We start from the raw sequence: 24167 nt of genomic DNA, 5'->3' as shown, positions 1-24167 counted from the left end.
CCTCACCCGCAAGGAGATCCCGCATGACGCCGCTGACCTTTCCCGAACTGCCGGAGAACGCGCTCATCATGTTGATGGGCGCATCCGGGGCCGGTAAGTCAACGCTGGCCGGCACCTGGCCCGACACCCAGGTCCTCTCCCTGGACGCTCTGCGCGGCGCGGTCAGCGATGACCCGGGGTGCCAGGAGGCGACCGGCGACGCGGTCGACGTCCTGCACCTGCTCGTGGACCGCAGGATGGCCCGGCGGCTGAACACGATCGTCGACGCGACGAACGTGTCCTGGGCGGCCAGGGAACCGCTGGTCGCCGCCGCCAAGCGACACGACATGCCCGCCGTCGCAATCGTCGTCGCGACGCCGGCCTCGGTGTGCGTCGACCGGCAGGGCCCGCGCCCGGACACCCGGACGGTGCCCGACGACACCGTCCTCGCCCAGCACAAGGCGATGGTCTACTCCCACCCGAACCTCGAGGGAGAGGGCTTCACCCAGGTCGTGTTCGCCGACAGCCTCTATCGGCTGGAGCCGTTCCTGCGGCGCCTGAGCGAGGCCCGCAACGCCGACCTCGGACTCGACGGCGGCGACGGCCTGGGCGACCTGCTCCTGCCCCGCCGCATCTTCGGCCCGGAGATCCTGCCCATGTGGCAGTGGAAGGACGGCTCGAACGTCGCGGGCGGTGACCGGGTCGCGGAGATCCGCCTCGGTCAGCAATACCTCACCCTCGCCCTGCGCAACGACGTCGACGGCGAAGGCGATGTCGGCTTCGACGTGCAGGTGCCGTGCCCGTTCGAGTCGGAGTGCAGCGGCTCCGCGTGGGCACCGGCCTACAGCATCAGCTGCCTCCACCGCGCGCTCACCGGGGAGCTGGACAACAGCGAGGACCTCGTCTGCACCGTCCACGGCGGGTTCGACGACGTCGACCAGGAGGCCGACGACCACGCCTGGGGCGACGACCCCGAGGGCCGCGCCGACCTGGACGCGCAAGGCCTGGAGGCGATCCGCGGATGACCACCGAGCCCGCGACCAGTGCGGCTTCCGGCTGGGGCCAGGCCACCTTCCGGTGCGGCCGGTGTGGTGCCGAACACACCGTCACCACCGAGGCCGCCTACCTCCAGGCCGTCGGCGTGCATCACGACGCGCACGCGCTGTGGGACCGCTTGAACCCCATCGAGCGGGACGGCTTCGCCTCGATCCTGCGCGTGATCCTGGCCGCGCCGGAGCTCGGCACAGCATTCCTGGCACTCGCCGACCGCCAGAAGCACCTCACAGCCACGGCGTACTCGAACGCCACGACTCACGACAATCAAGGAGACCGTGATGAAGAAGTTCCGTCTGCCGTGGATGAGCCGCTCTGACCGCCGCCAGTGGCGGTCGGCCGAAACCTTCACCGACCTCGGCACGCTGATGGCCCGCTGGTTGGAGGGCGACATCGCCTCCTGGCCCGGCTACGCGGCGAACTGGGGCCCGGATGAGGAGACCACGGAGGCCGGCCTGGTCCCCGTGCTCGCCGCCTGCAACCTGGCCGGGTACGTCACCGTCGCCAGCCAGCCCGGCATCGACCCGGGACCCGGCTACGACGGCCTGATCTGGGCTCAGCGCGCCGCCGTCGAAGGCTTCGTCACCGACTATGACCTGCTGCGGCGGCTGGTCGACGCCGCCGACGACGCGGACCTGGAGCTCGTCATCAGCGACGACCTCGACGCCGGCCAGGACGGCATCACCGTCACCACCTGGGACGGCAAGCCGTACACCAGCTTCGGCGGCTACCTGGACTACCCGAACCTGCGCCTCATGTGGGACGGCATCGGCGGCGGCGCCTTCTACGACGTCTGCCGGGCGCTGCGGGTCACCCTCGCCGCCCGCGAGTACGGCGCCGACGCCGGAGCGCGCCTGTGGGACGTCCTGGACGCCGTCACCGGCCGCATCCCCGTCACATCCTGATCCCACCCCGCGTGGCCTGACGCGCTGCCCGATCCACCCGTCGACGTACGGGTGGTGAGGAGAGCCGGACAGTCCGACCGGCCCACCACACAGCAAGAGGCGCACCCCCATGCCTGGACAGCCCGGGGTGCGCCTCTTCGTGATTCCGCCCCCTTCGGGGCGAGATCGGAGTCTCCATCATGCCTGCCATCACCCGGTTACGGCAGCATCCCCGCACACTCCTGATCGCCGCCGCCGTGCCGCTCGCCCTGGCCGCCGTCGTCGACGGCGCCCGCGTACGCCGTCGGCTGGAGGTCGCCGACCGCGACCTGGAGACCGTCGGCCGCGAACTCGAGGCCGCACGGCGCGATGAGCTCACCGGCCTGCACCGCCGCCGCGCCCTCTACACCCACGGCGAGCAGTTGCTCGCCCGAGGCTGCCCGGACGACACCGTGGTCCTGGTCATCGACGGCGTCGGCTTCAAGAAGGTCAACGACGACTTCGGCCACGCCGCCGGCGACACGGTCGTCATCGCCCTCGCCCACCGGCTGCGCCAGTGGTGCACCGCCCGCGACGGCCTGGTCGCGCGGCTGGGCGGAGACGAGTTCGCCGCGATCGTCCACCTCCCCCGCGCCGACGCCGCCCAGGAACTGGCCGCGCTGCGCGAGCACATGGACGGCCCCGTCCCCTACGAGAGCCTTCAGCTGTCCCTGGCCGTCTCCATCGGCGCCGCCTACGTCGCCGACCTGCCCGGCCACTCCTGGAGCACGGTCCTGCACGCGGCGGACGTGGCCATGTACCGCGTCAAGCGCGGCGAGGCCGCCTTCCCGTACCTCGCCACGCAGGCCGACGCGGCCACCGAGCCGGTCAACGGCCGCCGACCCGGACGCCCGGGCACCCACCTGGCCGCCCCGGCCGCCGCGTGACCGTGGTGACGGCTCTTCTCGTCTGGCGCGACAGCTGCCACTTCGACCACTGGGGCGACCTGCCGTGCGTGCTGTGCGGCCGTCCGGCCCCGCTGCGCTCCCACAAGAAGGAGCCGGTGCACAAGGTCTGTGCGGAGGCGTGGAACCAAGCCAACCCCCGCGAACTCGGCAAGGGCCGCTTCGTCTCCGACGCCCAGCCGCGCCGGACCAAGAACGTCCACGCCTGACCACCACCCCAAACGCTTCCCGGCAGGGCCCCGGACGGGCCCTGCCGTTCGCTGTTTCCCGGAAGGACCACCAGCCCATGGCGACCCCCGCCAACTCCGGCCAGCCGCCGGCCCTCACCGCCAGCCAGGCCGTCGCCCTGGCCCTGCTGAGCCACGGCCACACCGCCGGCAGCATCCACGAGCGCACCGACATCACCCCGCGCGAGCTGTACGACCTCGCCGCCCTGCACGACGTCACCGCCCCGTGCGGCACCGTCGAAGGGGCTGGCTGCCACCAGGCCCGCCTCGAGGACCCCTGCCCGGGCTGCACGACCGCCGACGGCCGCGCCCGGGCCCGCGCGCTGGCCGCACAGCGCAAGGCCGTACCCGCCCACACCCTCCGCCACCGGCGCCCCGCCGTCGGCACGGCGTAGGGGGTGCCGTGTTCAACGACTGGCACCAGGCCCTCGAAGCCGAATCGCTCCCGCTCGACCCCAGCCCGGAAGAGGAACTCGCCGCCGCCGCGCGCACTGCCGCGCGTCACGCCCGCGACAAGGACGACCTCACCGAGCTCCTGGGCGCCCTCGGGGTGCCCACCGACGAAGACACCTTCACCGCCCTGCTCCCCCTCCTGCCCGACACCGCCACGACCGGAGACACGATGACCACCCAGGCCCCCGCCCCCAACGCCTTCACCGCCGTTGCCGCCTCGATGCTCAAGGACGGCGACAGCCCCGAGCACGTCCGCACCACGCTCGGACTCTCCGAGGACGAACTCGCCGACGCCCTTCAGCACGTCGACCTGCCCGTTGCCGCCCCGGCCGCCGACACAGACAGCGCCGACACGGACGCCTCGCAGGCGGGCGGCCCCGAGCCCGCCAGCCAGACCGTCCCCGCCGAAGTCAACGTCCCCGTGGCCGACTCCGCCATCGAGGCGCTGCTCACCTGGGGGGAGCAGCACGACACCAAGGGCAATCAGGTGCTCGCCGCCCGGGGCCGCGCGGTGCTGGTCGAACTCGCCCAGCGCCGCGACACCGAACACGCTGTCGCCGACGCCGAAGCCAGGGTCGACAAGCTGGAGAGCGAGCTCGCCCGCGCCCGGGAGGCACTGCGGCACGCGAGGAACGGCAAGGCCGCCGTCCCGGCTCCGGCCGCGCCGGCCCCGATCGCCAGGCGGCGGACCAGTGAGGAACTCGCCGCGATCCGGACGTGGGCCCGCAACAACGGTCACCAGGTCGCCGACCGCGGACTGCCCGCCCAGGCCGTGCTGGACGCCTACGACGCTGCCCACCGCACCACCAACCTGGCGGAGGCAAGCTGATGGACGCCATACCTCTGGTCCTCGATGGCTACCTCGACACCGTCGCCGTGCCCGGCACCACCGAGGGCACCACCGCCGGGTTCCGGCTGACGGTCTCCCCCACCGAGGACGTCTCTGACGAGGCGATCCTGCCCTGCACCACCGGCGACTCCCGTATCGCCCACGCGCTGCTCACGGAGATCCAGCCCGGCGACCTGCTGCGCGTCTCCGGAACCCTGAGTGTTCCGGGCAGCAGCGACGGCATCATCCGACTGCACGTCGACGCTCTGGAAGTCCTCTCCGGCTCGCCGATGCGGGGCGACATGGTCCTTGACCGCTACGGCCCGTATGTCGTGGTGTTCGACACCGAGACGGTGCCGGTGTTCACCGCGACCGGCATCTGGGTCGGCGCGGCCAAGGACCCCGACCTCATCAGTGACGTGATCGATGCCTTCGAGCGCGACGCGGCCGCCGGCGAGACGGGAGGCGCGCAGTGATGGACCTCGCTGTGGAGATCGTCTCCTTCGGCTACTTGCACGGCCCGCCCCCAACCGCGCACCTCACCCTTGATCTTCGATCGCATTCCGGGATCCGCACGTGGACCCCGCCCTGCGCGAGCTGACCGCCTACGACGAACCGGTCCGTCGTGCCGTCCTCGACACCGACGGCATTCGCAACCTCATCGACGCGACCGCCGCCGCGGTGACTGCCTACCGCTCCGGCCCCAGCGCGAGGCCAGTCACCGTGGCCGTCGGATGCGCAGGCGGCCGGCACCGAGCCGCCACCGTCGCCATGACCCTCCAGTCCCGCCTGGCAGCCCAGGGCATCACCGCCCGCACGACCCACCGCGACATCGGACAGGACGTCGTCCAGCGCTGACCGCACCACCTCTGATCGGCCCGGGGCGGCCGTCGACCCCGACGTCCGGCCGCCCCGGCGCCCCCGCCCTCCAGCCCCACACCGAGCGCGATCGCACACCCGCTGATCCACCCCGCCCGGAACGGAGACTCATGAAAGCCCGCGAGTTTTGGAAGCCCGCATGCGTGCGGCCGGCGACATAGACGACTCCCTGCGTGATGTAGAGGCCGCGCGGATCCAGCAGGAGAGCAAGCTGCTGCGCACCCTGGCCTACGAGTTCCGGGTGCCCCTGCCGATCACCGTCGGATACGCGGAGGTCGTCGTCCGGCGCTTCACCCTCGCCCACGACCAGTGGGAGATCACCGACGGCGCGAACCACGACCGGAAGGTCTGGGTCGACGACGGCTGGCAGCTGGCCTCCGACGTCGGACTCGCCGCCGCCCACCGGTACACCCTCGATGAGGCGCTGGCGACCGCCCACCAGGTTGCCGCACGAGAGGCCGCCGCGATCGAACAGGCCACTACGCCATGACCCGGCCCCCGGACACAGTCACCGCCGCCACGGCCACCGAGGACCACCGGCGGGGCCTGCACCAGCTGTCCCGCGACCTTCGCAGCGCGGAGAACGAGCTGCAGACCCTGCGCCGCCAGCTGCGCCAGGTCACCGACTTCATCCACCACTCCACCCACGATCTGACCGCCCGCCGGGCCCTCGCCCAGCAGTTAGGCATCCCGGCACCAAATCCGGCACGCACTGCCCAGCCCGTAGGAGGAACCACACCATGAAGCCCCGCATCCCGCGTTGGAAGCGCTGCAACCACGGCCCCGGCATCCTCAGCTCCGAGGACCAGGCCGTCGTCGACGCGTTCCGCTCGATGCTCGCCGCCCGCAAGAACCCGCAGCCCTGGACTCCGGGCAGCGGCCATGACATCGCGCTCAGGGTCGGCCCGTTCATCGAGCGCGCCCACCCCCGGCCCGGCGACGACCACGGGCCCGACCTCATCGCCGTTGCCCTGGTCCACCCCGACACCCCGCACGCCACGGCCTACACCAACCGCTACACCAGCAAAGGCTGGCTGCGCTGCGAGACCGCGACCATCCTCGGTACCTGGACCCCGGCCTACCGGATGCTCACCCACGCCGCGGCGGGCCTGGACCTCCCCGCCGACGTCGGCATGGCCCCGGCGCACTACGGCGTCCACGTCGAAGCCCGCAAGCCCGACAGCACCGGCTACACCCTGCTCCGCCTCGGTCCGTACAACCAGGGCCGCCACGCCGACCACGACGCCGACCGCCTCAACGCCCAGTTGGCGACGACGGCGGACACCGTCGTGCCTGGGTTCACGCTCACCGCGAAGGGCGCACCGTTCGACGTCAGCGACCACGCCGCCTACAGCGACCCGTACGAGGCCGACGCCGCCGTGCTCCTGGCGGCCGCCATCGAAGGAGTGAGTGCCGCGTGACCGCCACGACCCTGTACGAGATCGAGACCAGAGAGTCTGACGACGGCACCACCCACCCCGCCGAACAGATCTGGACTCCCGGCGCTGAGGACGCGGCGGACAACGGATTCGTCGTCTACGGCACGCTGCTTGTCTCTGGCATCGGCGACCCCAACGACGACTGTCTCTACCCGGCCGGGTTCGTCGTCCTCGGACACCAGCGCTGGTCCGACATCATCGAGGGTGCCGCCGCGTACATGGACCGCGTCCACGGCTGGCGCAACCTTCACCACTACCCGGGCGACGACCCATCGGAGCTCATCCCCCGCATACCGCGCGCCGTCCTCACGTACGGCGTCTTCTTACGTCACCCGCACCCGGACCACGGCTGTGGGTGCGAGTGGGACGACACCTGGCGCATGGTCTGGGTGCCGGCCACCGAGCCCGGTGCGATCCCGATCACCGCCATGCGGCACCCCGCCGCCACGGCTACCGCAGCCGGCATCCCCAACCCCGACCACGGCGCGCCCGCCATCTGGGCGCGCTGACAGGCACGACCGAACACGGAAAAGGCCCGTACTCCCCGCCAACAGGCAGGGGGTACGGGCCTTTTGTGTTTTCAGGCGTTCTCCGGCGTAATCCGTACCGGTGTGGGGTGCTTGAGTGGGCGGTCGGGTCGGTACGCTCACGCCATGTTCTACATCGCCAATGTCAGCCCTCGCAGTACGGGCAAGACCACGAATTCCGCGTGGATGTGCCACGCACTACATGAGCGCGGACGTAAGGTGATCGGCTTCGACGCGGACGACTCCCGGCAGTTCAGCCGCTGGCAGGCGGCTGGCTCCTACCCGTTCGTCGTCCAGCAGGCGGCAACCCCCGCCTTCCACGTCAACACCCCGCAGATGATCCCGGCCGGGTTCGAGAACGGCATCGGAGTCGTGGATGTCGGCCACCTCGAAGACCACAGAGCCGTGGGGGCGTCCGTCCTGCGCCTCGCTGATCTGGCCATCATCAACCTCCCGCCGTCGATGAACGATGTCGAGCGCATGGAGGAACTCCCCACGAAGGAGTTCATTGAGGGGCTTGCGCCCCTGCGGGCGGACAGCAAGCCTCCGGCCGCCTGGATCCTGCTGTGCAAGGCACCGACCGGGGTGAGCGAGATCAAGCAGGTCCGGGAGTACCTGGAAGACGAGGGCTACAACGTGTTCACCACGGTGGTGCCGGCCATCGTGAAGTACATGCGCACCCATGAGGGCAGCGAGATCCAGGCCAAGGGGTCCGTGTACGACGAACTGGTCACCGAGATGGAACAGCGGGGACTGCTGCCGTGAGCAAACCCAACCCTTTCAAGGACCGACAGGCACGCAAGGCTGCTGGCACAGTGGCGGTCCCCGGCCAGCAGGGAACCCTTACTGCCGTGCCCACTGACGCAGGCGGCCCCGTACAGGCCGCCGTCCCCTTCGCGCAGGGTCGGCCGGAGAAGATGCTGACGTTCGCCGACCTCCCGGATCCGGTAGAGACACCGGATGCGACGGGCGACCTCAGCGATGAAGAGGAGCAGATCCTCGCGCTCTGCATGCGAGGCATCAAGCAGTTCGAGGACGCCTGGTGGGTCATGGGCAAAGCCATGGCCAACGTCAACAACCGTCGCCTGTACCGCAAGACACACGCGACCTTCGCCGACTTCGCCAGGGACGTCTTCAACAAGTCCCGCCCTCTCGCGTACGAAGAGATCACGTCGTACGCGATCGGGGAGCTTCTGTCTGCACGTGCAGACAAAGCGTTCGAAGAGAATTCGAACGGAGTGTCTGCACGTGCAGACATCCCAAGCATCGGCAAGAAGGCCGCAGGCGCCTTCAACCCGATCACCAAGGACTACGGTGCCGAGACGTCGATTGCTGTCCACGAGACGATCAAGGACGCCACCGGCAAGACGGTGACCGTCAAGGCGATAAACGCCATCGTGCAGCAGCTCCCCCGCAAGGAGGAGAAGGAGCTGACGCAGGACGAGCTGACGGCCCTAGCCCGCGAGCTCGCGGCCGCAGCGCCCTGGACCGGCCACGAAGGGCAACCAGAGCAAGCACGCGAGGGTATCCAAACTCCCGCGCTGGACGTCCTTCGCAACGCTGTGACGCAGCTGGAAGCCGCGCACCGCGCTCTGGCCCCGGCCAGCGTCAAGAGAGCCCTCGAAGAGGACCCGGACGAAACCGCCAAGATCCTGGCCTCAGCCAAGACCACTGCGGAGAAGTCCGCTGCCAGGGCCGACTCCTTCCTCCCCCGACCAACCGGGAACTGAGCAAGCGCAGACAGAGGGTCGGCGCCCCAACGTGGGGCACCGGCCCTCCGCCATGTCGTGTTCACGGGCTGGCACAGCGCTTCAGCTCAGCCCGGGCCGAGTGCGCGCCTGCCTCCTCCTGATCACTTTTCGGGACGATCCCGCGCAGAGGACGCCTGAACCAACCCCGTGCGTAACACGCCGTGAGAGTGTGAATGCCGATCGGCGTTGATGAGGAGGGGCGGCACGTGACGGTGGGGCAAGAGAGGACGCCGGTGACGCTCAGCCGGACGCACCGGATCTTGGTCGGTGTGGTCGTGACCGGGGCGGTGGTGATCGCCGCGATCGGCTTCGCGGGCTCGTACGCCGCCGTGCGCGAACTCGCGTTGGCCAAGGGCTTCGGCTGGTTCGCGAACGTGTTCCCGATCGGCGTCGACGCGGGCATCGTGGTGTTGCTGGCGCTCGACCTGCTGCTGACCTGGCTGCGGATCCCGTTCCCGCTGCTGCGCCAGACGGCCTGGCTGCTGACCGCCGCGACCATCGCCTTCAACGGCGCCGCCGCCTGGCCGGACCCCCTCGGGGTCGGCATGCACGCGATCATCCCGATCCTGTTCGTGGTCAGCGTCGAGGCGGCGCGGCACGCGGTCGGGCGGGTCGCGGACATCACCGCCGACCGGCACATGGAGTCGGTACGCATCGCACGCTGGCTCCTGGCGCCCTGGCCGACGTTCCGGCTGTGGCGCAGGATGAAGCTGTGGGAGATCCGCAGCTACGAGATTGCCATCGGCCTGGAGCAGGACCGGCTCGTCTACCGCACATGGCTCGAAGCGGAATTCGGCAAGGGCTGGAAGAAGCAGGCGCCGGTCGAGGCTCTGATGCCGCTGCGGCTGGCCAAGTTCGGGAAGCTGCTGAGGGAGACCGTGCCGACGGCGCTGGAGTCGATCGGCCGCGACGTGCCGCCGCTGTTTCAGGCGGAGCGGGTGCCGGCGCCTTCACCCGAGACGCCCACCGAAGATGTCGCCCAGGTCGAGCCCGCACCCGAACAGCACGCCCTGGAACAGGCGCCCCCGTCTGAGCCGGAGCTGATGACGCAGGAGCAGTACTTCGAGGCCTTCCGCCGGTATGTCGCCGAGTACGGACACGTCCCGTCGTGGATTCCGCTGGTGGCCGCGATCTCCGATTGGTACGGAATCGAGGTGCCGGACGAAGCCGCGCCGGTCGACCTCGCCGTGTTCGAGCTCCGGTTGCACATGCTGGGCGAGGCTCCCGCTCAAGCCCGCCCGGAGCCGGCGGGGCAGCCGGCGGCCGCGTTGCCGCAGCAGTCGTTTCAGCAGCAGCGCCTCGATCTCCGCAACACGCAACACCGGGCCGCGATCGTCGAACCGCGGCCCGCGCCGCAGCCGCGCGCCCCTGAGCCGGCGCTGGCGCAGGCCGTGCTGGGCGATGACCGTGCGGCAGGCGGTACGGCCGCACCGAGTCCGGCAGGGGACACGGTGTCCGGCGGAACGGCCACACGTACGGCCGTGTCGGCCGGCGTCATGGCGGGGGAGCGGCGCGGGGAGGCGACGGTGACCGACACCGGCGCGGCCACCGCGCGCGTACCGGAGCCACAGTCCCAGGAGGCCGAGACCGACACAGAGGAGCAGTTGATCCGGACGGTCGCCGGGTGGCTGGCCGAGGCCGAGGATGCCGGTAAGAAGCTGTCCGGCGCGGAGGTCGCCCGCCGCCTGGCCGTGTCCCCGCGCACCGGCCAGCGCACCTTGAACCGGGCGAAGGACTACCGGGACGACCAGCTCAAGCAGCAGGGCCGTGGACACCTGCGGTCGGTCAGCAACCGCTCCTGACCCATCTCGCTTCTGGTGGCCGATGACCGATCCGGTCGTCGGCCACTGCTAGTTGCACGGACCGGTCATGGCCGATTCCCGGGCGCGTGGCCGGTGGCCGATCTGGCCGATCCGGTGGGTGTGGCCGGTGGCCGATCCGGTGCGATCGGCCACCGGCCATGACCGATCCGCTCCCATCGGCCACAGCTCGGCCGTGGCCGATCAGACGCCCCGGCCGGCCATCTGACCCCGTCCGCGGCCCGGCTTGCCCACGGAATCCGAGGGGGCTTGCCCGGCTGCTGCGCCCTGATCCCCAGGGCTTGCCCGGCATATCCAAAGGCTTGCCCGCACCGCGCATGCCCGCCCACTTCTGACATGGGCAAGCCCCTCACCTGGTCTTTTCGGGGATTGGGCAAGCCTTTGGGCACGCCCCGCTGAGGAGAGTTCACGGCACGAGATCCGAAAGGAGCTGTGCCGTGCTCAACTCTGTGACGTGCCCCGCCCACGCCGGTGGGATCTTTGGCCGCCTGGACGCCGAGTGGGCGGTGCTGTGCGCGGACTCCTCCGTACGGGCCGCGGTGGCCGATTGGCTGATGGCCGATTGCCTGGCCGATGACATCGCGGCCGTGACCGATTCCTGGGTCCGCACGCTCGGCCCCGAGCAGCTGCTCGCCACCCTGCGCCTGCGCAACGGCGCCCTGTCCGATGCCCTGGCCGATGCCGTGCTGCGCGCCCTGTTGCAGCGCGCGGCCGGCCGTGACCGATCGGCCACGCTGGCCGCGCGCATCGTGGTGCAGGCGATGATCCCGGCTGCGGTGCGCATGACCCGCGGCCAGGTCCGGCCCTTCGGTGGCCGGTCCTTCGACGACATCGGCCACATGGTCATCGCCGCGCTCTTCGAGACCGCCCGCTCCGGCCGCATCCACCACCGTCCCGGCCGGCCCGCCGCGAACCTCGCGCTGGACGCGCTGGGCCGCGTCTGCCGTGAGCTCGCCGCCGAACGCGAAGAGCACGGCGAGGACCTGGCCGTCGCCGAGTACCTCGCCGACACCGCGCCCGGACCCGCCCGCCACGCCCACGCCCGGGCGGTCCGTGCCGCCGCTGCCGCCGCCGGACTCGAGCCGGCCGCAGCCCCGCACGAGGCGGAGGCGAGCACGGCCCGCCTGGAGCTTCTCGAGCTGGTCCTGGACGCGATGGAGAACGGCTCGCTGAGCACCGCGGACGGCCGCGCCATCGCCTGGCACTACCGCACCACCCCCGTCCCGGACGCCCAGGCCGCAGTCGTCGCCGGCACCACCGCGGCCGCGTGGCAGCGACGGCGCAGCCGCGCCGTGGACCGCCTGAAGTCCGCAGCCCGGTCCGTGGCCTGACCACCCCGCGCTTTCCACCCCTCCCTCACCGCCCGGAACTGAACGGAGAGAGATTGATGCCCACCACGAAGGCCCGCATCGACGCCGACGAAGAGCGTGTCACCCAAGCGCAGCGTCTCCTGATCGGGCTCGGTGCCGCCCTGGTGCACCGCCCCTTCGACACCGCGACCCACGACAAGCTGCGCTCCTTCCTCACCGACGACGTCGACGCCGTCCTGGCCTCCCTGCAGGCGCTGCAGCAGCGCCCCGAGGCGGAGCTGCGCGCCCGCATCGACGAACTGGCCGGCCACCACCTCGTCCCGCTCGGCGGTGTCGCATGAAGCCGCCGCTCACCCGCCGCCCGCCCCAGGACACCGGACACGAGGCCGAGCCGACCGAGCCGGGGGAGTGGAGCGAGGACGAAGGGCCGGCCGCTGTCGGCGGCTGGTCGACCGGTGCGCGCGCCAACACCACGGCGCTCCTGCGCTACGCCGCCTGGGGCCTGCTGATCGCCGGGCCGCTGCTGGGCCTGGCCGCGTTCGTCTCCCTCCCGGCCTCGGCTGGCACCGCGCCGAAGGCGGCGAGCACCGCGCCGGCCGCCACCGGCAGCCAGGGCGCGGCCGGCTTCGCCCAGCTCTTCGTCGCCGCCTACATCGGGGCGGGGGAGGGCGACCAGGACAAGCTCGCCGCGTACTACCCGGCCGCGAGCGGCCTGCGGCTGGAAGGCGCGTCGGGACGGCGCAGCCCGGAGCAGCTGACGGTGGTGCGGCTGCGCCAGACCGACCAGAGCGTGTGGTCGGTGACGGTGGCCACCCGCATCACCGAAGCCACCACCGGCGCGACGGCATCCCCGACCGGCGGCCGTACCGGCGGCCAGGCCGACAGCGAGAAGGATGAAGCGGCTGACGCGGTCCGGTATTTCCAGGTCCCCGTCGCCACCGGCTCCGTCACCGGCGGCGCGACCGGCTACGTGGCGCTCGCGATGCCGGCCGAAGTCGCCGCCCCCGAACGCATCCAGACCCCGGAGCTGATCTACGGGCCGATGCGGGCCGCACTGCCGAGCGATCCGCGCACCCAGGCCGTCACCGAGTTCCTCACCGCCTACCTCACCGGGGCCGGCGACCTCGACCGCTACCTCGCCCCCGGCACGACCCTCACCGCCGTCACCCCGCCCCCCTACACCGGCATCGCCGTCGACCAGCTGGCCATCGAGGGCGAGCAAGCCTCCGAAGCGGTCACCGCTGTCCCCGGTGACGGCACGAAGCTGCGGCTGCTGGTCGCGCTGCGCGCCACCGGCACCGACCAGGTGCGCGTCCCGCTCACCTACGCCCTGACCCTGTCGGCCCGCGCCGGGCGCTGGGAGATCGCCGCCCTGGACGGCGCCCCCACCCCGGCCTCCGTGCGGTCGGCCACCCCGACATCCTCCGCCAGCCCCACCCCCTGACCCGTCCTCAAGGAGCGCCACCATGCCCGACCCCGCCGTCACCCTCGCCGTCACCGGATGGATCACCACCGGCACCGGCATCGGCAACGACCTCAAAGACCTGATCTTCAACGTCGGCATCCCGTTGCTGTGCGGCCTGTTCGTCCTGGTCGTCGGCTGGAAGACCAAGGCACCCGGACCGACGCTCATGGCGGTCATCTTCGCCGCGTGCGTGTGGGGCCTGTCCGCGGACATGGACACCCTCAAGGACAAGGCCCCCGTGGACATCACCCACTACGACAACGGCACCGTCAACCAGGGCGACCAGTGAGCGCCGCCGTGGACGAGCCGGACGGCGAGCTGATCGGCCGCTGCTACACCAAGGCCCGCCGCACCCCGCTGGTCGTCGGCGCCGTGCCGGGCGGCAACGGCCGCAGCCTGCGCCTGCCGCTCGGCCCCTACACGATCACCCAACTCGCGGTGATCGTCGCCACCGTCGTGCTGCTCATCGTGACCCGACCCGTCTGGGGCGGGCACGGCCTGGGCGACGTCCTGGTGCTGGTCGGTGCACCCTTCGGCGCCGCGTTCCTGCTGCGGCATCTGCACATCGACGGCCGGAACCCGGCCGCCGCGGCCGCCAGCGTCGCGGTGATGCTGGCCGGCCCGCGCTACGGGCGTCTGCACGGCCGGCCCTACCGGCAGGCCCGCGCCCGCCACCACGACACCGTGGCCACCGTCGAGTCCAGCGGCCCGCCGCACCACGACACCCCACCGCCGGCACCGGCCATCGAGGCCGCTGGAACTCCCCGGCTGATCCGGGCAGCCCGGCCTGCCCGTACAGCGACCCCCGCAGCCCAGGCGCCCCGCCCCGACCCCGCCGCCCCAGGCCCGGCCGCCACGCCCCCGGCTGCCACTGCCGAGGTGCCGGTGGCCTCCGGGGTGCAAGCCCTGCTCGCCCGCCGCGCTGCGGCCCGTACCGCTTTGGAGGACTGATGCGCCTGCCGGTCCGGCACGTCGCCAACAACATCATCTTCACCACGCACGGCACCTGCTGGGCGGTGTGGCGGGTAGCTGCCGCCAACTACAGCCACGCGCCGGCCACCGCGAAGAAGCGCCGGCTCAAGGCCCTCGAAGCGCTGTTCAAGTCGCTCACCGGGGAGCCGATGCTCCTCAGCCTGTGCCCGCAGGTCGACCCGATCGCCGTGGTCCGGCAGATGGTCGCCGACGTCGACCTCAAGCGGAGCCCGCGCTACGAGCAGCTCGGCCACGCCGTCCTGGACCAGCTCGAGGAAATGGAGCTGACCGGCCGCACCGACTGGCTCGCGGTCCCGCTGCCGGCGCTCTCCCACAAGGACGCCCTGCTGTCATCGCTGTCCGCCGCCAAGGCGGACCTCGCACTGCAGCTCGGCCTGATGCCCGCCCCGATCACCGCCGGCGACGTCGCCCGCCGCACCGAGCAGGCGGTGCGCATGCACGCGCAGTGGCCGTCCGGGGTGTCGATGCGGCCCGCCACCGAGGCGGAAATCCTGTGGATCTACGGGCACAGCGCCCGGCGCGGCCTCGCCGAACCCTTCCTTCCCGACGGCAGCGAGCCGGGAGTACGCGGCCGCGGCCGCACGGTGGCCGCGCTGGGGGAGGCGCTGCTCGCCGAAGGCGGCACCGACTTCGACACCCGCCGCACCGTGCCGGGCAACCCCTTCGAGCGCCGCTATCTGCAGATCACCAGCGAATGGGGCAACTCCTACCAGGCGATGCTCGCCCTGTCCGAGATGCCCGAGGCCTTCGCCCTACCGGGGGCCGCGTACCTGCAGCAGCTCGATGACCTTGCCTATCCGGTCGACTGGGCGGCCCGCCTGGTCATCACGCCGGGCACCAAGGCCGAGGCCAAGACCCGCAAGCGGGCGAGGCACTTGAAGGCCCAGGCCGCCGAGTACGAGGGCGACCCGGCCGGCCCGCCCGCCTCGATCGCCAAGAACGAGGCCGACAACGACGAATACCGCGACCGGCTCACCTCCTCCGCCCGCGAGGTGGAAATCCGCGCCATGGTCACCCTCGCAGTCTGGGGCGCCACCCCCGACGAAGCCCAGGACCGCGCCGCCGCCCTCGCCAGTGACTTCGGCTCCACCGACTACACCTTCGCCCGGCCGGTGGGGGAGCAGACCGCGCTGTGGCACGCGATGCTGCCCGGCTGCCGCACCCCCCGGGTGATGGCCGGCTATGCCCAGTACCTGCTCGCCCACGACTTCGCGATGGCGATGCCCTGGTGCGGCTCCCAGCTCGGGGACGAGCGAGGCGGCCTGTTCGGCCTGCAGCTGGCCTCCGGCGGGGCCCGGCCCGTGCTGGTCGACCCCGCCCGCGGCCCGCGCGAGAACTCCAGCGCCTCCATGGCGTTCATCGGCGAGCTGGGCGCGGGCAAGTCGGTGGGGATGAAGTCCGCGGTCTACAACGTGCTGGCCCGCGGCCACCAGCCCGGCCGCCCGGCGTCCCGCGGCCGCGCCGTCATCGTGGACCGCACCAAGGAGAGGGAGTGGGTGCGCTTCGCGAAGTCCTGCCCCGGCACCACGCAGATCATCACCATCGGCCAGGACGCCGAAGTCTCCCTGGACCCGCTGCGACTGTTCGTCCAGGACAGCCCCAAGGTGGCGGCCCGCTTCTGCGAGTCGTTCCTGACGCTGCTGCTCGGTGTGAAGCCGATGGACCTCGAGGGCGTCGCGCTGTCCGAGGCGGTCGAGGCCGTCCTGGAGCACCCGCAGCCCTCGATGCGCGCCCTGGTCGACGAGCTCACCGCCCGCGGCGCCGACGACACCGCGGCCCGCACCCTGGCCCGCAAACTCAAGGCCGTCGCCCGAAAAGACCTCTCCCGCGTGGTCTTCGACGAGACGCTGCCGGTCGTCGACACCGCTCGCGCGGACTCCGTCGTCTTCTCCGTCAACAGCCTGCAACTGCCCAAGAAGAGCGAACTCAACTCCGAGCACCGCATCGAGCGCCTGGAGTTCGAGAAGGTCCTCGGGCGGGCGCTGATGTACCTGATCGCCGCCGTCGCACGCGAGACCGTCATGAAGTCCAAGGAAGAGTTCGGCGTCGCCGTCTTCGACGAATGCTGGTACCTCACCAGCTCCGAAGAAGGCCTGGAGCTGCTCCTGGAGCTGATGCGCGACGGCCGCAAGCACAACGCAGCCGCCTACGTCGGCAGCCACGACCCGGACGACATCGGGCCGGCAGACTCCGAGAAGGGCGCCATCATCCGCGGCCTGATCCCGCACCGGCTGCTGTTCCGCCAGACCACCCGGACGCTGGCCGCACGCGGCCTGGAGTTCGTCGGCGTCGACGCCACCGACGCCGACCTGCTGGACCTGGTCACCGCCGGCCTGTCCCCGATCGACCTGGCCGACGAGGAAAAACTCGCCCGCGCCGGCGAGTGCCTCTACCGAGACCTGGCCGGCCGCATCGGGCTGATGAAGGTCCTCATCCCCTCCGACCCCGTCGTCATGCGCTCCATCCACACCACCCCCAGCGACTACCGGACCGCAGCATGAACGCGGCACAGCGCTGGTGGATGAGACTGCGGCTGCTGGGCGGCGCCCGGCTGCGCCTGGCACTGCTGGGCGCCGTCGTCGCGGCCACCACCCTCACCCTGCTGACCTCGCTGCCCGCGCACGCCGCCCCCACACCCACCCCGACCGCGTCACCGACCCCGGCGGTGACCAGCCAGCAGCGCACCCCGACACCGGACGAACTCGCAGCCATCGAGCAGGTCCTCAAAGAACAGAGCGAGCAGCTCTCCAAGGCCGCCCAGGCCAAGATGATCGACCAGGAGACCAAGCGGCTGCGCAGGCTCCTGCCGGACGAAGGCGGCGTGCTGGGCGTCTTCAACGTCACCGACGCCAACGGCATGCCGATCTCCGCCTACACCGTGAAGTCCGACACCGGCAACCTGCTCGACTGGGACCTGGGCATCCAGAACTTCCTCACCGAACTCTGCTTCATGGTCACCAAGTGGCTGATCGCGTTCTGCTGCTGGCTCATCGCCTGGGCGCTGAGCTTCGGCCTGGCCAAGCTGATGCTCGCCCCGGTGCTGTCGGTCGCCGACTCCCTGCACACCCGCGTCATCGTGGAGATGGGCCTGCCCAGCCTGTTCCTGTCCGTCTGCGTGATCATCTGCGTCAGCCGGATCTTCTTCGGCGACAAGGCCAAAGGCTGGGGAGACCTGGCGCTCTCCCTCGTCCTGGCCGCCCTCACCACCACGCTGCTCGCCTCCACCCCCCAGACGCTGATGGGGGAGCAGGACGGCGCGATCGCCATGGCCCGCGGCCTGTCCCTGGAAGTCGCCGACGTCATCCTGGACGCCAACCCCGCCACCCCCGGCGCCAACAACGGCGTGACCACCCCCGCCACCTCGACCACCCTGTCGCGGCCACTGACCGACGCGCTCACCGACGCCTTCATCGTCAAGCCCGCGATGCTCCTGCAGTACGGCCGCGTCTTCGAAGGCCGATGCGCGACCTCCTACTCCGACACCAAGCTCCGCCAGCTCGCCTACGACCGGCAGATCTCCGCCCGCCTGGCCAAGCTCAAGAAGGTCGTCGGCCTGGTCGACTACGTCACCCCCGACGACACCCTGTCCTCCTGGTATGACCTGCAGATCGACATGGCCGGGACCTGGGCCGTCGACCACTTCGGCAACCTGCCCATGGACGCCTTCGAAGACAAGTGTGTACGCGGCGACATCGACGCCGCGAAGAAGGCCTCGCTGGACAAGGTCGGCGGCGGCCTCTTCCTGCTCATCGCCGCGGTCATCGTCACGGTCCTCATCTCCCGCCTCGCCGGGTCCTTCCTGGTCGCGCAATGCCGCATCGCCTGGGACTCCATCCGCGGCGAGCCCGCCCTCATCGCCGGCACCATCCCGGGCTTCGGCCGCGCCTTCCTGTGGGACTGGTCCGCCTCCGTGCTGCGCTCGGTCGGCGAGATGCTCTGGTCCGTCATCGCGCTGGCCATCTTCATCGTCGTGGTCCAGGCCGTCCTGGATCCCGTACAGCAGGACTGGGGGCGCGAACTGACCCTGCGGTTCATGGTCGTGGACATCGTCTGCATCGCGGCCCTGAAGAAACGCAAGAAGATCAGCTCGCGGTCCAAGCAGATCGCCAGCAACTTCCGGGCCAAGATGTCCGGCGGCCGGATCGGCGGCACGAACGGCAGCATCTTCAGCCCGCCCGCCTCCAACACGGTCACCCCCAGGCCGCGGATCGCGCGCGCCACCGCCCGCGGCCTGGTCCGGGCAGCGATGGTCACCACCTCGCTCGCCCAAGGAAACCCGCTCGCAGCCATCGGCTACGCCATGCCCCAGACCATCGGCGCCACCGCGCTGATGTCCCGCATCAACTCCGGCGGCCGCGGCCGCCGACGCCCGCCCGCCCGGCCCGCCGGACGCCCCGGGCCCAGGCCCAGGCCACGGCCGCAGGGCCAGCAACCCGCACCGCCGCCCCGGCCGGCCAACCCACCGCGGCCAACCCAGCCACCCACGCAGCCTCCCGCCAACACCCGTCCCCCGGCCGCCCGGCGGCACACCCCGCGTCACCCGGTGCCCACGCAACCCCCGGCGTCGGCGCAGCAGCAGCGGCTGCGCCAGCGCCTGGACCGCGGTACCCGCCGTACCCCGCCCCGGAGCAGGTCATGACCGAGCAGAGCCAGACCAAGAGGTGGCTGCTGGGCAGTTGCGGTGTGCTGGTGCTGGCCATCGTGCTGCTGTCGGCGGTCGCCGCCCATGTCACGGCCATCGCCCAGGACCAGGCCGAAGCCGCCGCCCGGACCCGGGCGTCGCGCTGCACGACCGGCGGGTCCGGCACACAGACGGACACCACGCAGGTGGCCCAGCAGGTCCGGGCCGTCCTCGCCGGCAGCACGACGGACATCACGGTGTCCGGCCTGTCCCAGCCCGATGAGCAGATCCCCAACGCGAAGGTGATCGTGGCGACCGGCGTGGAGATGAAGATCCCGGCCCGCGGACAGGTCATCGCCCTCGCCACGGCTCTGCAGGAATCCGGGCTGCGCAATCTCACGTACGGCGACCGTGACTCGATCGGCCTGTTCCAGCAGCGGCCCTCCCAGGGCTGGGGCAGCCGCGCGCAGATCCTTGATCCGGTCTACGCGAGCACCAAGTTCTACAAGGCGCTCAAGTCCGTGGACGGCTGGGAGCAGATGGACGTCACCGTGGCCGCCCAGAAGGTGCAGAAATCGGGACGCCCCGGCGCGTACGCCCAGCACGAACCGCTCGCCACCGCCCTGCAGCAGGCCATCGCGCCGACGCTGGGCGCCACGGCCTACGACCCGGCAGGGCTCACCGGCACGTACGGGTCCACCGCCTGCACCAGCCAGAGCAGCAGCGACGACGACAGCATCCCGGCGGGCGCGCTGCCGGACGGCTACCAGATCCCCATCAGCGCGCCGCTGACCGTCCGCAACGCCATCCGGTGGGCGCTCGGCCAGCTCGGCACCCCGTACCAGTGGGGCGGCAGCTGCACCAACCCCCACGGGACTCTCGCCCGCGACCGCTGCGACTGCTCGTCACTGGTGCAGCGCGCGTACGGCGTCGCCGGCATTCAGATCTCCCGCACCACCTACACCCAGATCCATGACGGCCGCTCCGTGCCCGTCAACGCACTGCAGCCCGGCGACCTGGTGTTCACCGGCGGCACCGCAGCCCGGCCCACACACGTGGCCATGGTCATCGGCGACGGCCTGATCGTGCAGGCTCCCCGCCCAGGCCGGACGGTGGAAGTGGCCAAGATCGCCACGAACGGCACCATCGTGGTGGCCCGGCGCGTGGCGAACTGAGCACGCCGCCAGGCGGTACAGCCGCGGCATCCGCAGACCTCACTTCGTAAAGGAAAGGCAAAGTCTCGCGGTCGGTGTCTGAACCAGGCCAACGGCTCGACTTGGTCCGGGTGAAGGGAGCAATCCCCACCGACCAGGAGGCCACCGTGAACCGCACCCCCTCGCCCGCCACGACCGCCCGGACACCCGCATGAGGACCGAACTCCCGGGCAACGTGCAGCGGTTCTTCGACGTCGCGCACTGGATCGCCTGGTCCGCCCCGTACCTCGCCCTGCTGGTCCTGGCCGGCGGCATCGTCTACGCCGGGGTCGCGGTGCGGCGAGCCCGTCGGGTGAACGAAGCACTGGCCGGCCGGGTGACCGTGGAGGTCGTGCCGACATCCACCTTCGATCCGGGCGAGGGCGAGATCGGCCGCTGGGCCCACCAGCTGAGCCGGGTCCGCTACGCCGCCGCCGCAACGCCCCGTCGTGGGGCCGCCGCCCGACTGCGCTACAGCGTCGAAGACGGCACGATGCACTGCTACCTCGAAGGGCCGGCCACGGCCTCCGCCGTGCTGGCCATGCCCGGCTTCGCCGAGGTCGAAGTCCGCGCCGCCCGCGCCGAGCAGACCATCCGGCCCGTCCGCTTCCCCACGCCGCGCGAGGGGAAGCAGTGACCGCGCCCGTCGACCTCGCCAAGCCCGCCGGAGACCACCCCCGGCCCTCTACCTCCAGCCCCCGGTACGTGCAGCGCGCCGAACTCGTCCTCGCGATGCCCGACCACAAGCCGCTGGCCTCGCTGGGCCTGAACCCGGACCCGCTGCAGCAGCTGGCGGCCGCACTGTCCACCGTGCGCACCGAGGCGGGGGAGCGGGCCGACGTCGTCCTGGACCTGGTCCCGGTCAGCGAACGCCAGCTCACCCGGCGCCGGCGCCGACTGCTGGCCGCCTCCCGCCGGCGCGGCCCGTCCGCGTACGGGGAGAAGCTCACCGGCCTGGGCTGGGGCGGGCTGGCGGATTCCGTCACCGCGGCCTGGACCGGCGGCGCCAAGACCCCCAGCTCGCGCGCACAGCAGAGGCTGCCGCGGATGACCGACCTCCGCGACGCGGTCGGCAAGTTCGAGCCCGGCGGCGGTGCCGTCTTCGCGGTGCAGCTCCTGCTGCGTACCGCCGCCGCCCACCCGCAGGCAGCGCTCGCCCGCATGCACCAGCTGCTCGCGGTTTTCGCGGTCACCTCCGGCGAGAACTACCTCAAGCCCCGCCGGCCGCGCACCCGGCACGCCGTCGCTGCCTTCGACCGGCGCTTCACCACCGGCGAGTTCGCCCCGGCCCGCCGGCAGTGGATGACCGTCCCGGAGCTCGCGGGTTTCCTCAAGCCCCCGACCGCCAAGTGCAACGCCTCCGGCGTCGTACGCTCCGGCGGCCTGGTGCCTCCCGCGCCGGCGAACCTGCCCGTCTACACCGGCCAGCCGGACCTGGTCCCGCTCGGCGCGGTGACCTACTCCGACGGGCGCGAGCGCATCGGCGCCGCCCGCGTGAAGGACCTGCTGTTCGGCCTGTGCCTGGGCAAGTCCGGCCACGGCAAGACCGAGGCCGCTCTCGTCCAGGCCATCGCGCTGGGCCACAACGGGTACGGCGTGTGGTTCTTGGACCCGCACGGCGAGGCCTGGGCCCGGGCGAAGCCGTACCTGGCGCACCCGCAGCTCATGGCCCGTGTCTGGGAGATCAACCTGGCCGAGGCCGAGCCGGACCAGATGGTCGTCTCCTGGAACCCGCTGTCGATGGAGGCCCGCACCGCTAAGGACGTCCAGACGGTGGTGCGTTCGGTGACCGAGGGGATCGCCGCCGCCCAGGACTGGGGCAACCACGCCCCCCGGGCCCGCACCGTCCTGGCCCGCGCCTCCCAGGCACTCGCGCTGCTGAACCTCAAGGCCGTGGCCTCAGGCCGTCCTGATCTGCAGGGCACGCTCTTCCAGCTGCGGACCTGGCTGACCGACGACGACTGGCGCGAGGCCCTGCTGCCGCAGCTGCCGCCACGGGTACGGGCGTACTGGGAGAAGACCTTCCCCAAGCTCGCCAGCGACGCGGTGCCCACCGTCACCTACGTGATGGACCGCCTCGACACCTCGCAGTCGCTGCAGGCCTTCTTCGGCTCGTCCCGCTCCGGCTACGACGTCCGCACCGCCATGGACACCGACCGCGTCGTGTTCGTCTGCCCCTCCGGATCCGAATCCGATGCGCTGGTGAGCTGCCTGCTCATCCACGACCTGCACCGCGCCGGCCTCTCCCGCCAGGACATCCCCAAGCACCAGCGCCGCACTTTTTGGGCCTGGGGCGATGAACTCACCGCCCTGGACTCCTCCTCCAAGGGCTTCCTCGCCGCCATCGCCGAACAGCTCCGCAAGTACGAGGTCCGCTTCATCGGCATGACCCAGATGGCCCTGCGGCTGAGCGCGATCACCCGGCAGGCCCTGCTGCAGAACCAGTCCCTGCTGAGCACCTGCGCCGCCGACTATGACGAGGCCGCGTTCGTGGCGAAGCGCTGGAACGGCCACGTCACCCCCGAGACCATCACCGAACTCCCCAAGTACCACTACGTGATGTCGATCAACCTGGACGGCGCGCGCACCAAGCCGTTCCGGGTCCGCGGCCTGCCCGTCGAAGAAGTCTTCGCCCACTACGACAACCCGGCCGGCATCCCCGACCTGGACCAGGCGATCGACACCAACCTGCGGCGCCGCCCGGTCGGCGAGGTCCTCGCTGACCTCGAGGACCTGGACGCCGAGATCCTCGCCCACTTCACCGGCCGCTCCCATCCCGGCACTGCCGCCGGCGGCGACCCCACCACCGTCATCGACTAGGACCGGAGCCCCGCGATGCCCTACCCGCCCAAGTCCGCGCCGCTCGGCGCCGGCCTGCTCGGCCAGCAGGCCATGGAAGTCCTCTACCAGCACCGCCTGGTCTCCACCGGTCAGCTGCACCGCCTGCTCACCCCGCACCACACCCGCGCCGAATACCTGCGCCGCCAGCTCCACACCCTGCGCAACGCCGGTCTGGCCGACGCCGTCGGCCGCCGCGCCCACGGCCAGACAGACCTGCTGTGGTGGCTCACCGACAAGGGCGCCGAAGCCGTCGAAGTCGCCGGTCTGCTGCCGCAGCGCCCGTACCGGATGAGCCCGGAAGCCGCGGCCGGCCCCCTGCAGGAACACACCCTCGCCACCGTGGAGACCGGACTGGCCTTCGTGGACTGGGCCCGCCGGCTCGGTCACGAATGCGGCCCGCTCGACTGGTCCCCGGAAAACGCCCACTACTACCGCGATGACAACCGCCCCGGCGAAGACCTCTGCCTGATCCCCGACGCCGTCATCAACTACGTACACGCCGCCGCCAAGCAGCGGACCCTGCTGACGTACTTCGTCGAAGTCGACCGCACCCAGATGACGATCGCCCGGCTCGCCCAGAAGCTCCACGCCTACGCCCGCTACTACGACTACAGCCCCCAGCTCGCCGCCCGCGCCGGCCGCAGCGCCCGCCGGACCTCCACCGCACCGGCCTGGCGCAGCCGCTACCCGGCCTTCCCCCGCCTGCTCCTGGTGCTCACCGGCGCCTCCGCCACCCGCCTGGAGCGCCGCATCGCCGATCTGCGCAGCCTGGCGGCCGCCGACCCCGCCCTGGGCTCCACGCCCGTCCGCGCCGGCGTCACCACCCTCGACCAGCTGCGCGACGAAGGCCCCTTCGCGCCGATCTTCACACCAGTCCTGGGCACCGCCGGCCTCACCGACGCCTGGCTGCGCCCCATCGCCACCGCAGCCTGACCCGACGCCTCAAAGGAGAGACCACC

At 71.6% G+C, this 24167-nt stretch carries 27 protein-coding genes; all 27 read left to right on the top strand.

Features of this window, described 5'->3' with window-relative positions:
• Positions 1–23 precede the first annotated feature (23 nt).
• The 27 genes from RWE79_RS00405 (at position 24) to RWE79_RS00275 (ending at position 24141) form a co-directional block, all read left to right on the top strand.
• Entirely contained in the window at positions 24–1004 is a 981-nt protein-coding gene (locus RWE79_RS00405; protein WP_475937985.1) for an AAA family ATPase, read from the top strand.
• Positions 1001–1351, top strand: coding sequence for a hypothetical protein (locus RWE79_RS00400; RefSeq protein WP_475937984.1), 351 nt, complete (start codon positions 1001–1003; stop codon positions 1349–1351). Before RWE79_RS00405 ends, RWE79_RS00400 begins: the two co-directional genes overlap by 4 nt.
• Positions 1314–1937, top strand: coding sequence for a DUF6919 domain-containing protein (locus tag RWE79_RS00395; RefSeq protein ID WP_475937983.1), 624 nt, complete (start codon positions 1314–1316; stop codon positions 1935–1937). Before RWE79_RS00400 ends, RWE79_RS00395 begins: the two co-directional genes overlap by 38 nt.
• 179 nt (positions 1938–2116) lie before the next feature.
• Positions 2117–2842, top strand: a complete 726-nt coding sequence (locus tag RWE79_RS00390; protein WP_475937982.1) for a GGDEF domain-containing protein — start codon at positions 2117–2119, stop codon at positions 2840–2842.
• A 5-nt stretch (positions 2843–2847) separates the two neighbouring features.
• Positions 2848–3069 carry a hypothetical protein gene (locus tag RWE79_RS00385; protein ID WP_475937981.1) on the top strand — a complete coding sequence of 74 codons (222 nt, stop codon included), beginning with the start codon at positions 2848–2850 and terminating at the stop codon, positions 3067–3069.
• Positions 3070–3146: 77 nt separating this feature from the next.
• Positions 3147–3482: a hypothetical protein gene (locus RWE79_RS00380; protein WP_475937980.1), complete on the top strand. Its 336-nt coding sequence runs from the start codon at positions 3147–3149 to the stop codon at positions 3480–3482.
• A gap of 8 nt (positions 3483–3490) precedes the next feature.
• A complete protein-coding gene (locus RWE79_RS00375) occupies positions 3491–4369 on the top strand; it encodes an Lsr2 family DNA-binding protein (RefSeq protein ID WP_475937979.1) in 879 nt (292 codons plus the stop codon).
• Positions 4369–4845: a hypothetical protein gene (locus tag RWE79_RS00370; protein WP_475937978.1), complete on the top strand. Its 477-nt coding sequence runs from the start codon at positions 4369–4371 to the stop codon at positions 4843–4845. The genes RWE79_RS00375 and RWE79_RS00370 overlap by 1 nt, the downstream gene beginning before the upstream one ends.
• Before the next feature lie 100 nt (positions 4846–4945).
• On the top strand, positions 4946–5227 hold the full coding sequence (locus tag RWE79_RS00365; RefSeq protein WP_475937977.1) for a RapZ C-terminal domain-containing protein: 282 nt from the start codon (positions 4946–4948) through the stop codon (positions 5225–5227).
• Between the two features lie 160 nt (positions 5228–5387).
• Positions 5388–5738 carry a hypothetical protein gene (locus RWE79_RS00360; RefSeq protein ID WP_475937976.1) on the top strand — a complete coding sequence of 117 codons (351 nt, stop codon included), beginning with the start codon at positions 5388–5390 and terminating at the stop codon, positions 5736–5738.
• The gene (locus RWE79_RS00355) at positions 5735–5992 is read left to right on the top strand and encodes a hypothetical protein (protein ID WP_475937975.1); all 258 of its coding nucleotides are present in this window, start codon (positions 5735–5737) and stop codon (positions 5990–5992) included. The genes RWE79_RS00360 and RWE79_RS00355 overlap by 4 nt, the downstream gene beginning before the upstream one ends.
• Positions 5989–6669 carry a hypothetical protein gene (locus RWE79_RS00350; protein WP_475937974.1) on the top strand — a complete coding sequence of 227 codons (681 nt, stop codon included), beginning with the start codon at positions 5989–5991 and terminating at the stop codon, positions 6667–6669. Before RWE79_RS00355 ends, RWE79_RS00350 begins: the two co-directional genes overlap by 4 nt.
• Positions 6666–7196, top strand: coding sequence for a hypothetical protein (locus RWE79_RS00345; protein ID WP_475937973.1), 531 nt, complete (start codon positions 6666–6668; stop codon positions 7194–7196). Before RWE79_RS00350 ends, RWE79_RS00345 begins: the two co-directional genes overlap by 4 nt.
• A 144-nt stretch (positions 7197–7340) precedes the next feature.
• Positions 7341–7979: a nucleotide-binding protein gene (locus RWE79_RS00340; RefSeq protein WP_475937972.1), complete on the top strand. Its 639-nt coding sequence runs from the start codon at positions 7341–7343 to the stop codon at positions 7977–7979.
• Positions 7976–8944 (top strand): hypothetical protein, encoded by a 969-nt coding sequence (locus RWE79_RS00335; RefSeq protein ID WP_475937971.1) that lies wholly within the window; start codon positions 7976–7978, stop codon positions 8942–8944. Before RWE79_RS00340 ends, RWE79_RS00335 begins: the two co-directional genes overlap by 4 nt.
• A 233-nt stretch (positions 8945–9177) precedes the next feature.
• Complete coding sequence (locus RWE79_RS00330; RefSeq protein ID WP_475938048.1) at positions 9178–10767, top strand: DUF2637 domain-containing protein; 1590 nt, start codon at positions 9178–9180, stop codon at positions 10765–10767.
• A gap of 455 nt (positions 10768–11222) precedes the next feature.
• A complete protein-coding gene (locus RWE79_RS00325) occupies positions 11223–12116 on the top strand; it encodes a hypothetical protein (RefSeq protein WP_475937970.1) in 894 nt (297 codons plus the stop codon).
• 56 nt (positions 12117–12172) lie between these two features.
• Positions 12173–12436, top strand: coding sequence for a hypothetical protein (locus RWE79_RS00320; RefSeq protein ID WP_475937969.1), 264 nt, complete (start codon positions 12173–12175; stop codon positions 12434–12436).
• On the top strand, positions 12433–13539 hold the full coding sequence (locus tag RWE79_RS00315) for a conjugal transfer protein (RefSeq protein WP_475937968.1): 1107 nt from the start codon (positions 12433–12435) through the stop codon (positions 13537–13539). The genes RWE79_RS00320 and RWE79_RS00315 overlap by 4 nt, the downstream gene beginning before the upstream one ends.
• Positions 13540–13561: 22 nt before the next feature.
• The gene (locus tag RWE79_RS00310; RefSeq protein WP_475937967.1) at positions 13562–13849 is read left to right on the top strand and encodes a hypothetical protein; all 288 of its coding nucleotides are present in this window, start codon (positions 13562–13564) and stop codon (positions 13847–13849) included.
• Positions 13846–14511, top strand: a complete 666-nt coding sequence (locus RWE79_RS00305; RefSeq protein ID WP_475937966.1) for a hypothetical protein — start codon at positions 13846–13848, stop codon at positions 14509–14511. Before RWE79_RS00310 ends, RWE79_RS00305 begins: the two co-directional genes overlap by 4 nt.
• Positions 14511–17054: an ATP-binding protein gene (locus tag RWE79_RS00300; protein ID WP_475937965.1), complete on the top strand. Its 2544-nt coding sequence runs from the start codon at positions 14511–14513 to the stop codon at positions 17052–17054. Before RWE79_RS00305 ends, RWE79_RS00300 begins: the two co-directional genes overlap by 1 nt.
• Positions 17051–19192 (top strand): hypothetical protein, encoded by a 2142-nt coding sequence (locus tag RWE79_RS00295; protein WP_475937964.1) that lies wholly within the window; start codon positions 17051–17053, stop codon positions 19190–19192. The genes RWE79_RS00300 and RWE79_RS00295 overlap by 4 nt, the downstream gene beginning before the upstream one ends.
• A 47-nt stretch (positions 19193–19239) precedes the next feature.
• Positions 19240–20349 carry a C40 family peptidase gene (locus tag RWE79_RS00290; RefSeq protein WP_475938047.1) on the top strand — a complete coding sequence of 370 codons (1110 nt, stop codon included), beginning with the start codon at positions 19240–19242 and terminating at the stop codon, positions 20347–20349.
• A gap of 190 nt (positions 20350–20539) precedes the next feature.
• Positions 20540–21004 carry a hypothetical protein gene (locus tag RWE79_RS00285; RefSeq protein WP_475937963.1) on the top strand — a complete coding sequence of 155 codons (465 nt, stop codon included), beginning with the start codon at positions 20540–20542 and terminating at the stop codon, positions 21002–21004.
• Positions 21001–23187 carry a type IV secretory system conjugative DNA transfer family protein gene (locus RWE79_RS00280; protein WP_475937962.1) on the top strand — a complete coding sequence of 729 codons (2187 nt, stop codon included), beginning with the start codon at positions 21001–21003 and terminating at the stop codon, positions 23185–23187. The genes RWE79_RS00285 and RWE79_RS00280 overlap by 4 nt, the downstream gene beginning before the upstream one ends.
• Positions 23188–23202: 15 nt before the next feature.
• On the top strand, positions 23203–24141 hold the full coding sequence (locus tag RWE79_RS00275) for a replication-relaxation family protein (RefSeq protein WP_475937961.1): 939 nt from the start codon (positions 23203–23205) through the stop codon (positions 24139–24141).
• Positions 24142–24167: the final 26 nt, after the last annotated feature.

This window comes from Streptomyces sp. RLA131, assembly GCF_056270125.1.
The sequence above is the reverse complement of the archived record's forward strand: the minus strand, read 5'-3'. Positions and strand labels throughout refer to the sequence as shown.

Coding starts and splice junctions, on each gene's coding strand:
- RWE79_RS00405 (WP_475937985.1), top strand. CDS start 24: ATGACGCCGCTGACCTTTCCCGAACTGCCGGAGAACGCGCTCATCATG.
- RWE79_RS00400 (WP_475937984.1), top strand. CDS start 1,001: ATGACCACCGAGCCCGCGACCAGTGCGGCTTCCGGCTGGGGCCAGGCC.
- RWE79_RS00395 (WP_475937983.1), top strand. CDS start 1,314: ATGAAGAAGTTCCGTCTGCCGTGGATGAGCCGCTCTGACCGCCGCCAG.
- RWE79_RS00390 (WP_475937982.1), top strand. CDS start 2,117: ATGCCTGCCATCACCCGGTTACGGCAGCATCCCCGCACACTCCTGATC.
- RWE79_RS00380 (WP_475937980.1), top strand. CDS start 3,147: ATGGCGACCCCCGCCAACTCCGGCCAGCCGCCGGCCCTCACCGCCAGC.
- RWE79_RS00370 (WP_475937978.1), top strand. CDS start 4,369: ATGGACGCCATACCTCTGGTCCTCGATGGCTACCTCGACACCGTCGCC.
- RWE79_RS00360 (WP_475937976.1), top strand. CDS start 5,388: ATGCGTGCGGCCGGCGACATAGACGACTCCCTGCGTGATGTAGAGGCC.
- RWE79_RS00355 (WP_475937975.1), top strand. CDS start 5,735: ATGACCCGGCCCCCGGACACAGTCACCGCCGCCACGGCCACCGAGGAC.
- RWE79_RS00350 (WP_475937974.1), top strand. CDS start 5,989: ATGAAGCCCCGCATCCCGCGTTGGAAGCGCTGCAACCACGGCCCCGGC.
- RWE79_RS00340 (WP_475937972.1), top strand. CDS start 7,341: ATGTTCTACATCGCCAATGTCAGCCCTCGCAGTACGGGCAAGACCACG.
- RWE79_RS00320 (WP_475937969.1), top strand. CDS start 12,173: ATGCCCACCACGAAGGCCCGCATCGACGCCGACGAAGAGCGTGTCACC.
- RWE79_RS00315 (WP_475937968.1), top strand. CDS start 12,433: ATGAAGCCGCCGCTCACCCGCCGCCCGCCCCAGGACACCGGACACGAG.
- RWE79_RS00310 (WP_475937967.1), top strand. CDS start 13,562: ATGCCCGACCCCGCCGTCACCCTCGCCGTCACCGGATGGATCACCACC.
- RWE79_RS00300 (WP_475937965.1), top strand. CDS start 14,511: ATGCGCCTGCCGGTCCGGCACGTCGCCAACAACATCATCTTCACCACG.
- RWE79_RS00295 (WP_475937964.1), top strand. CDS start 17,051: ATGAACGCGGCACAGCGCTGGTGGATGAGACTGCGGCTGCTGGGCGGC.
- RWE79_RS00285 (WP_475937963.1), top strand. CDS start 20,540: ATGAGGACCGAACTCCCGGGCAACGTGCAGCGGTTCTTCGACGTCGCG.
- RWE79_RS00275 (WP_475937961.1), top strand. CDS start 23,203: ATGCCCTACCCGCCCAAGTCCGCGCCGCTCGGCGCCGGCCTGCTCGGC.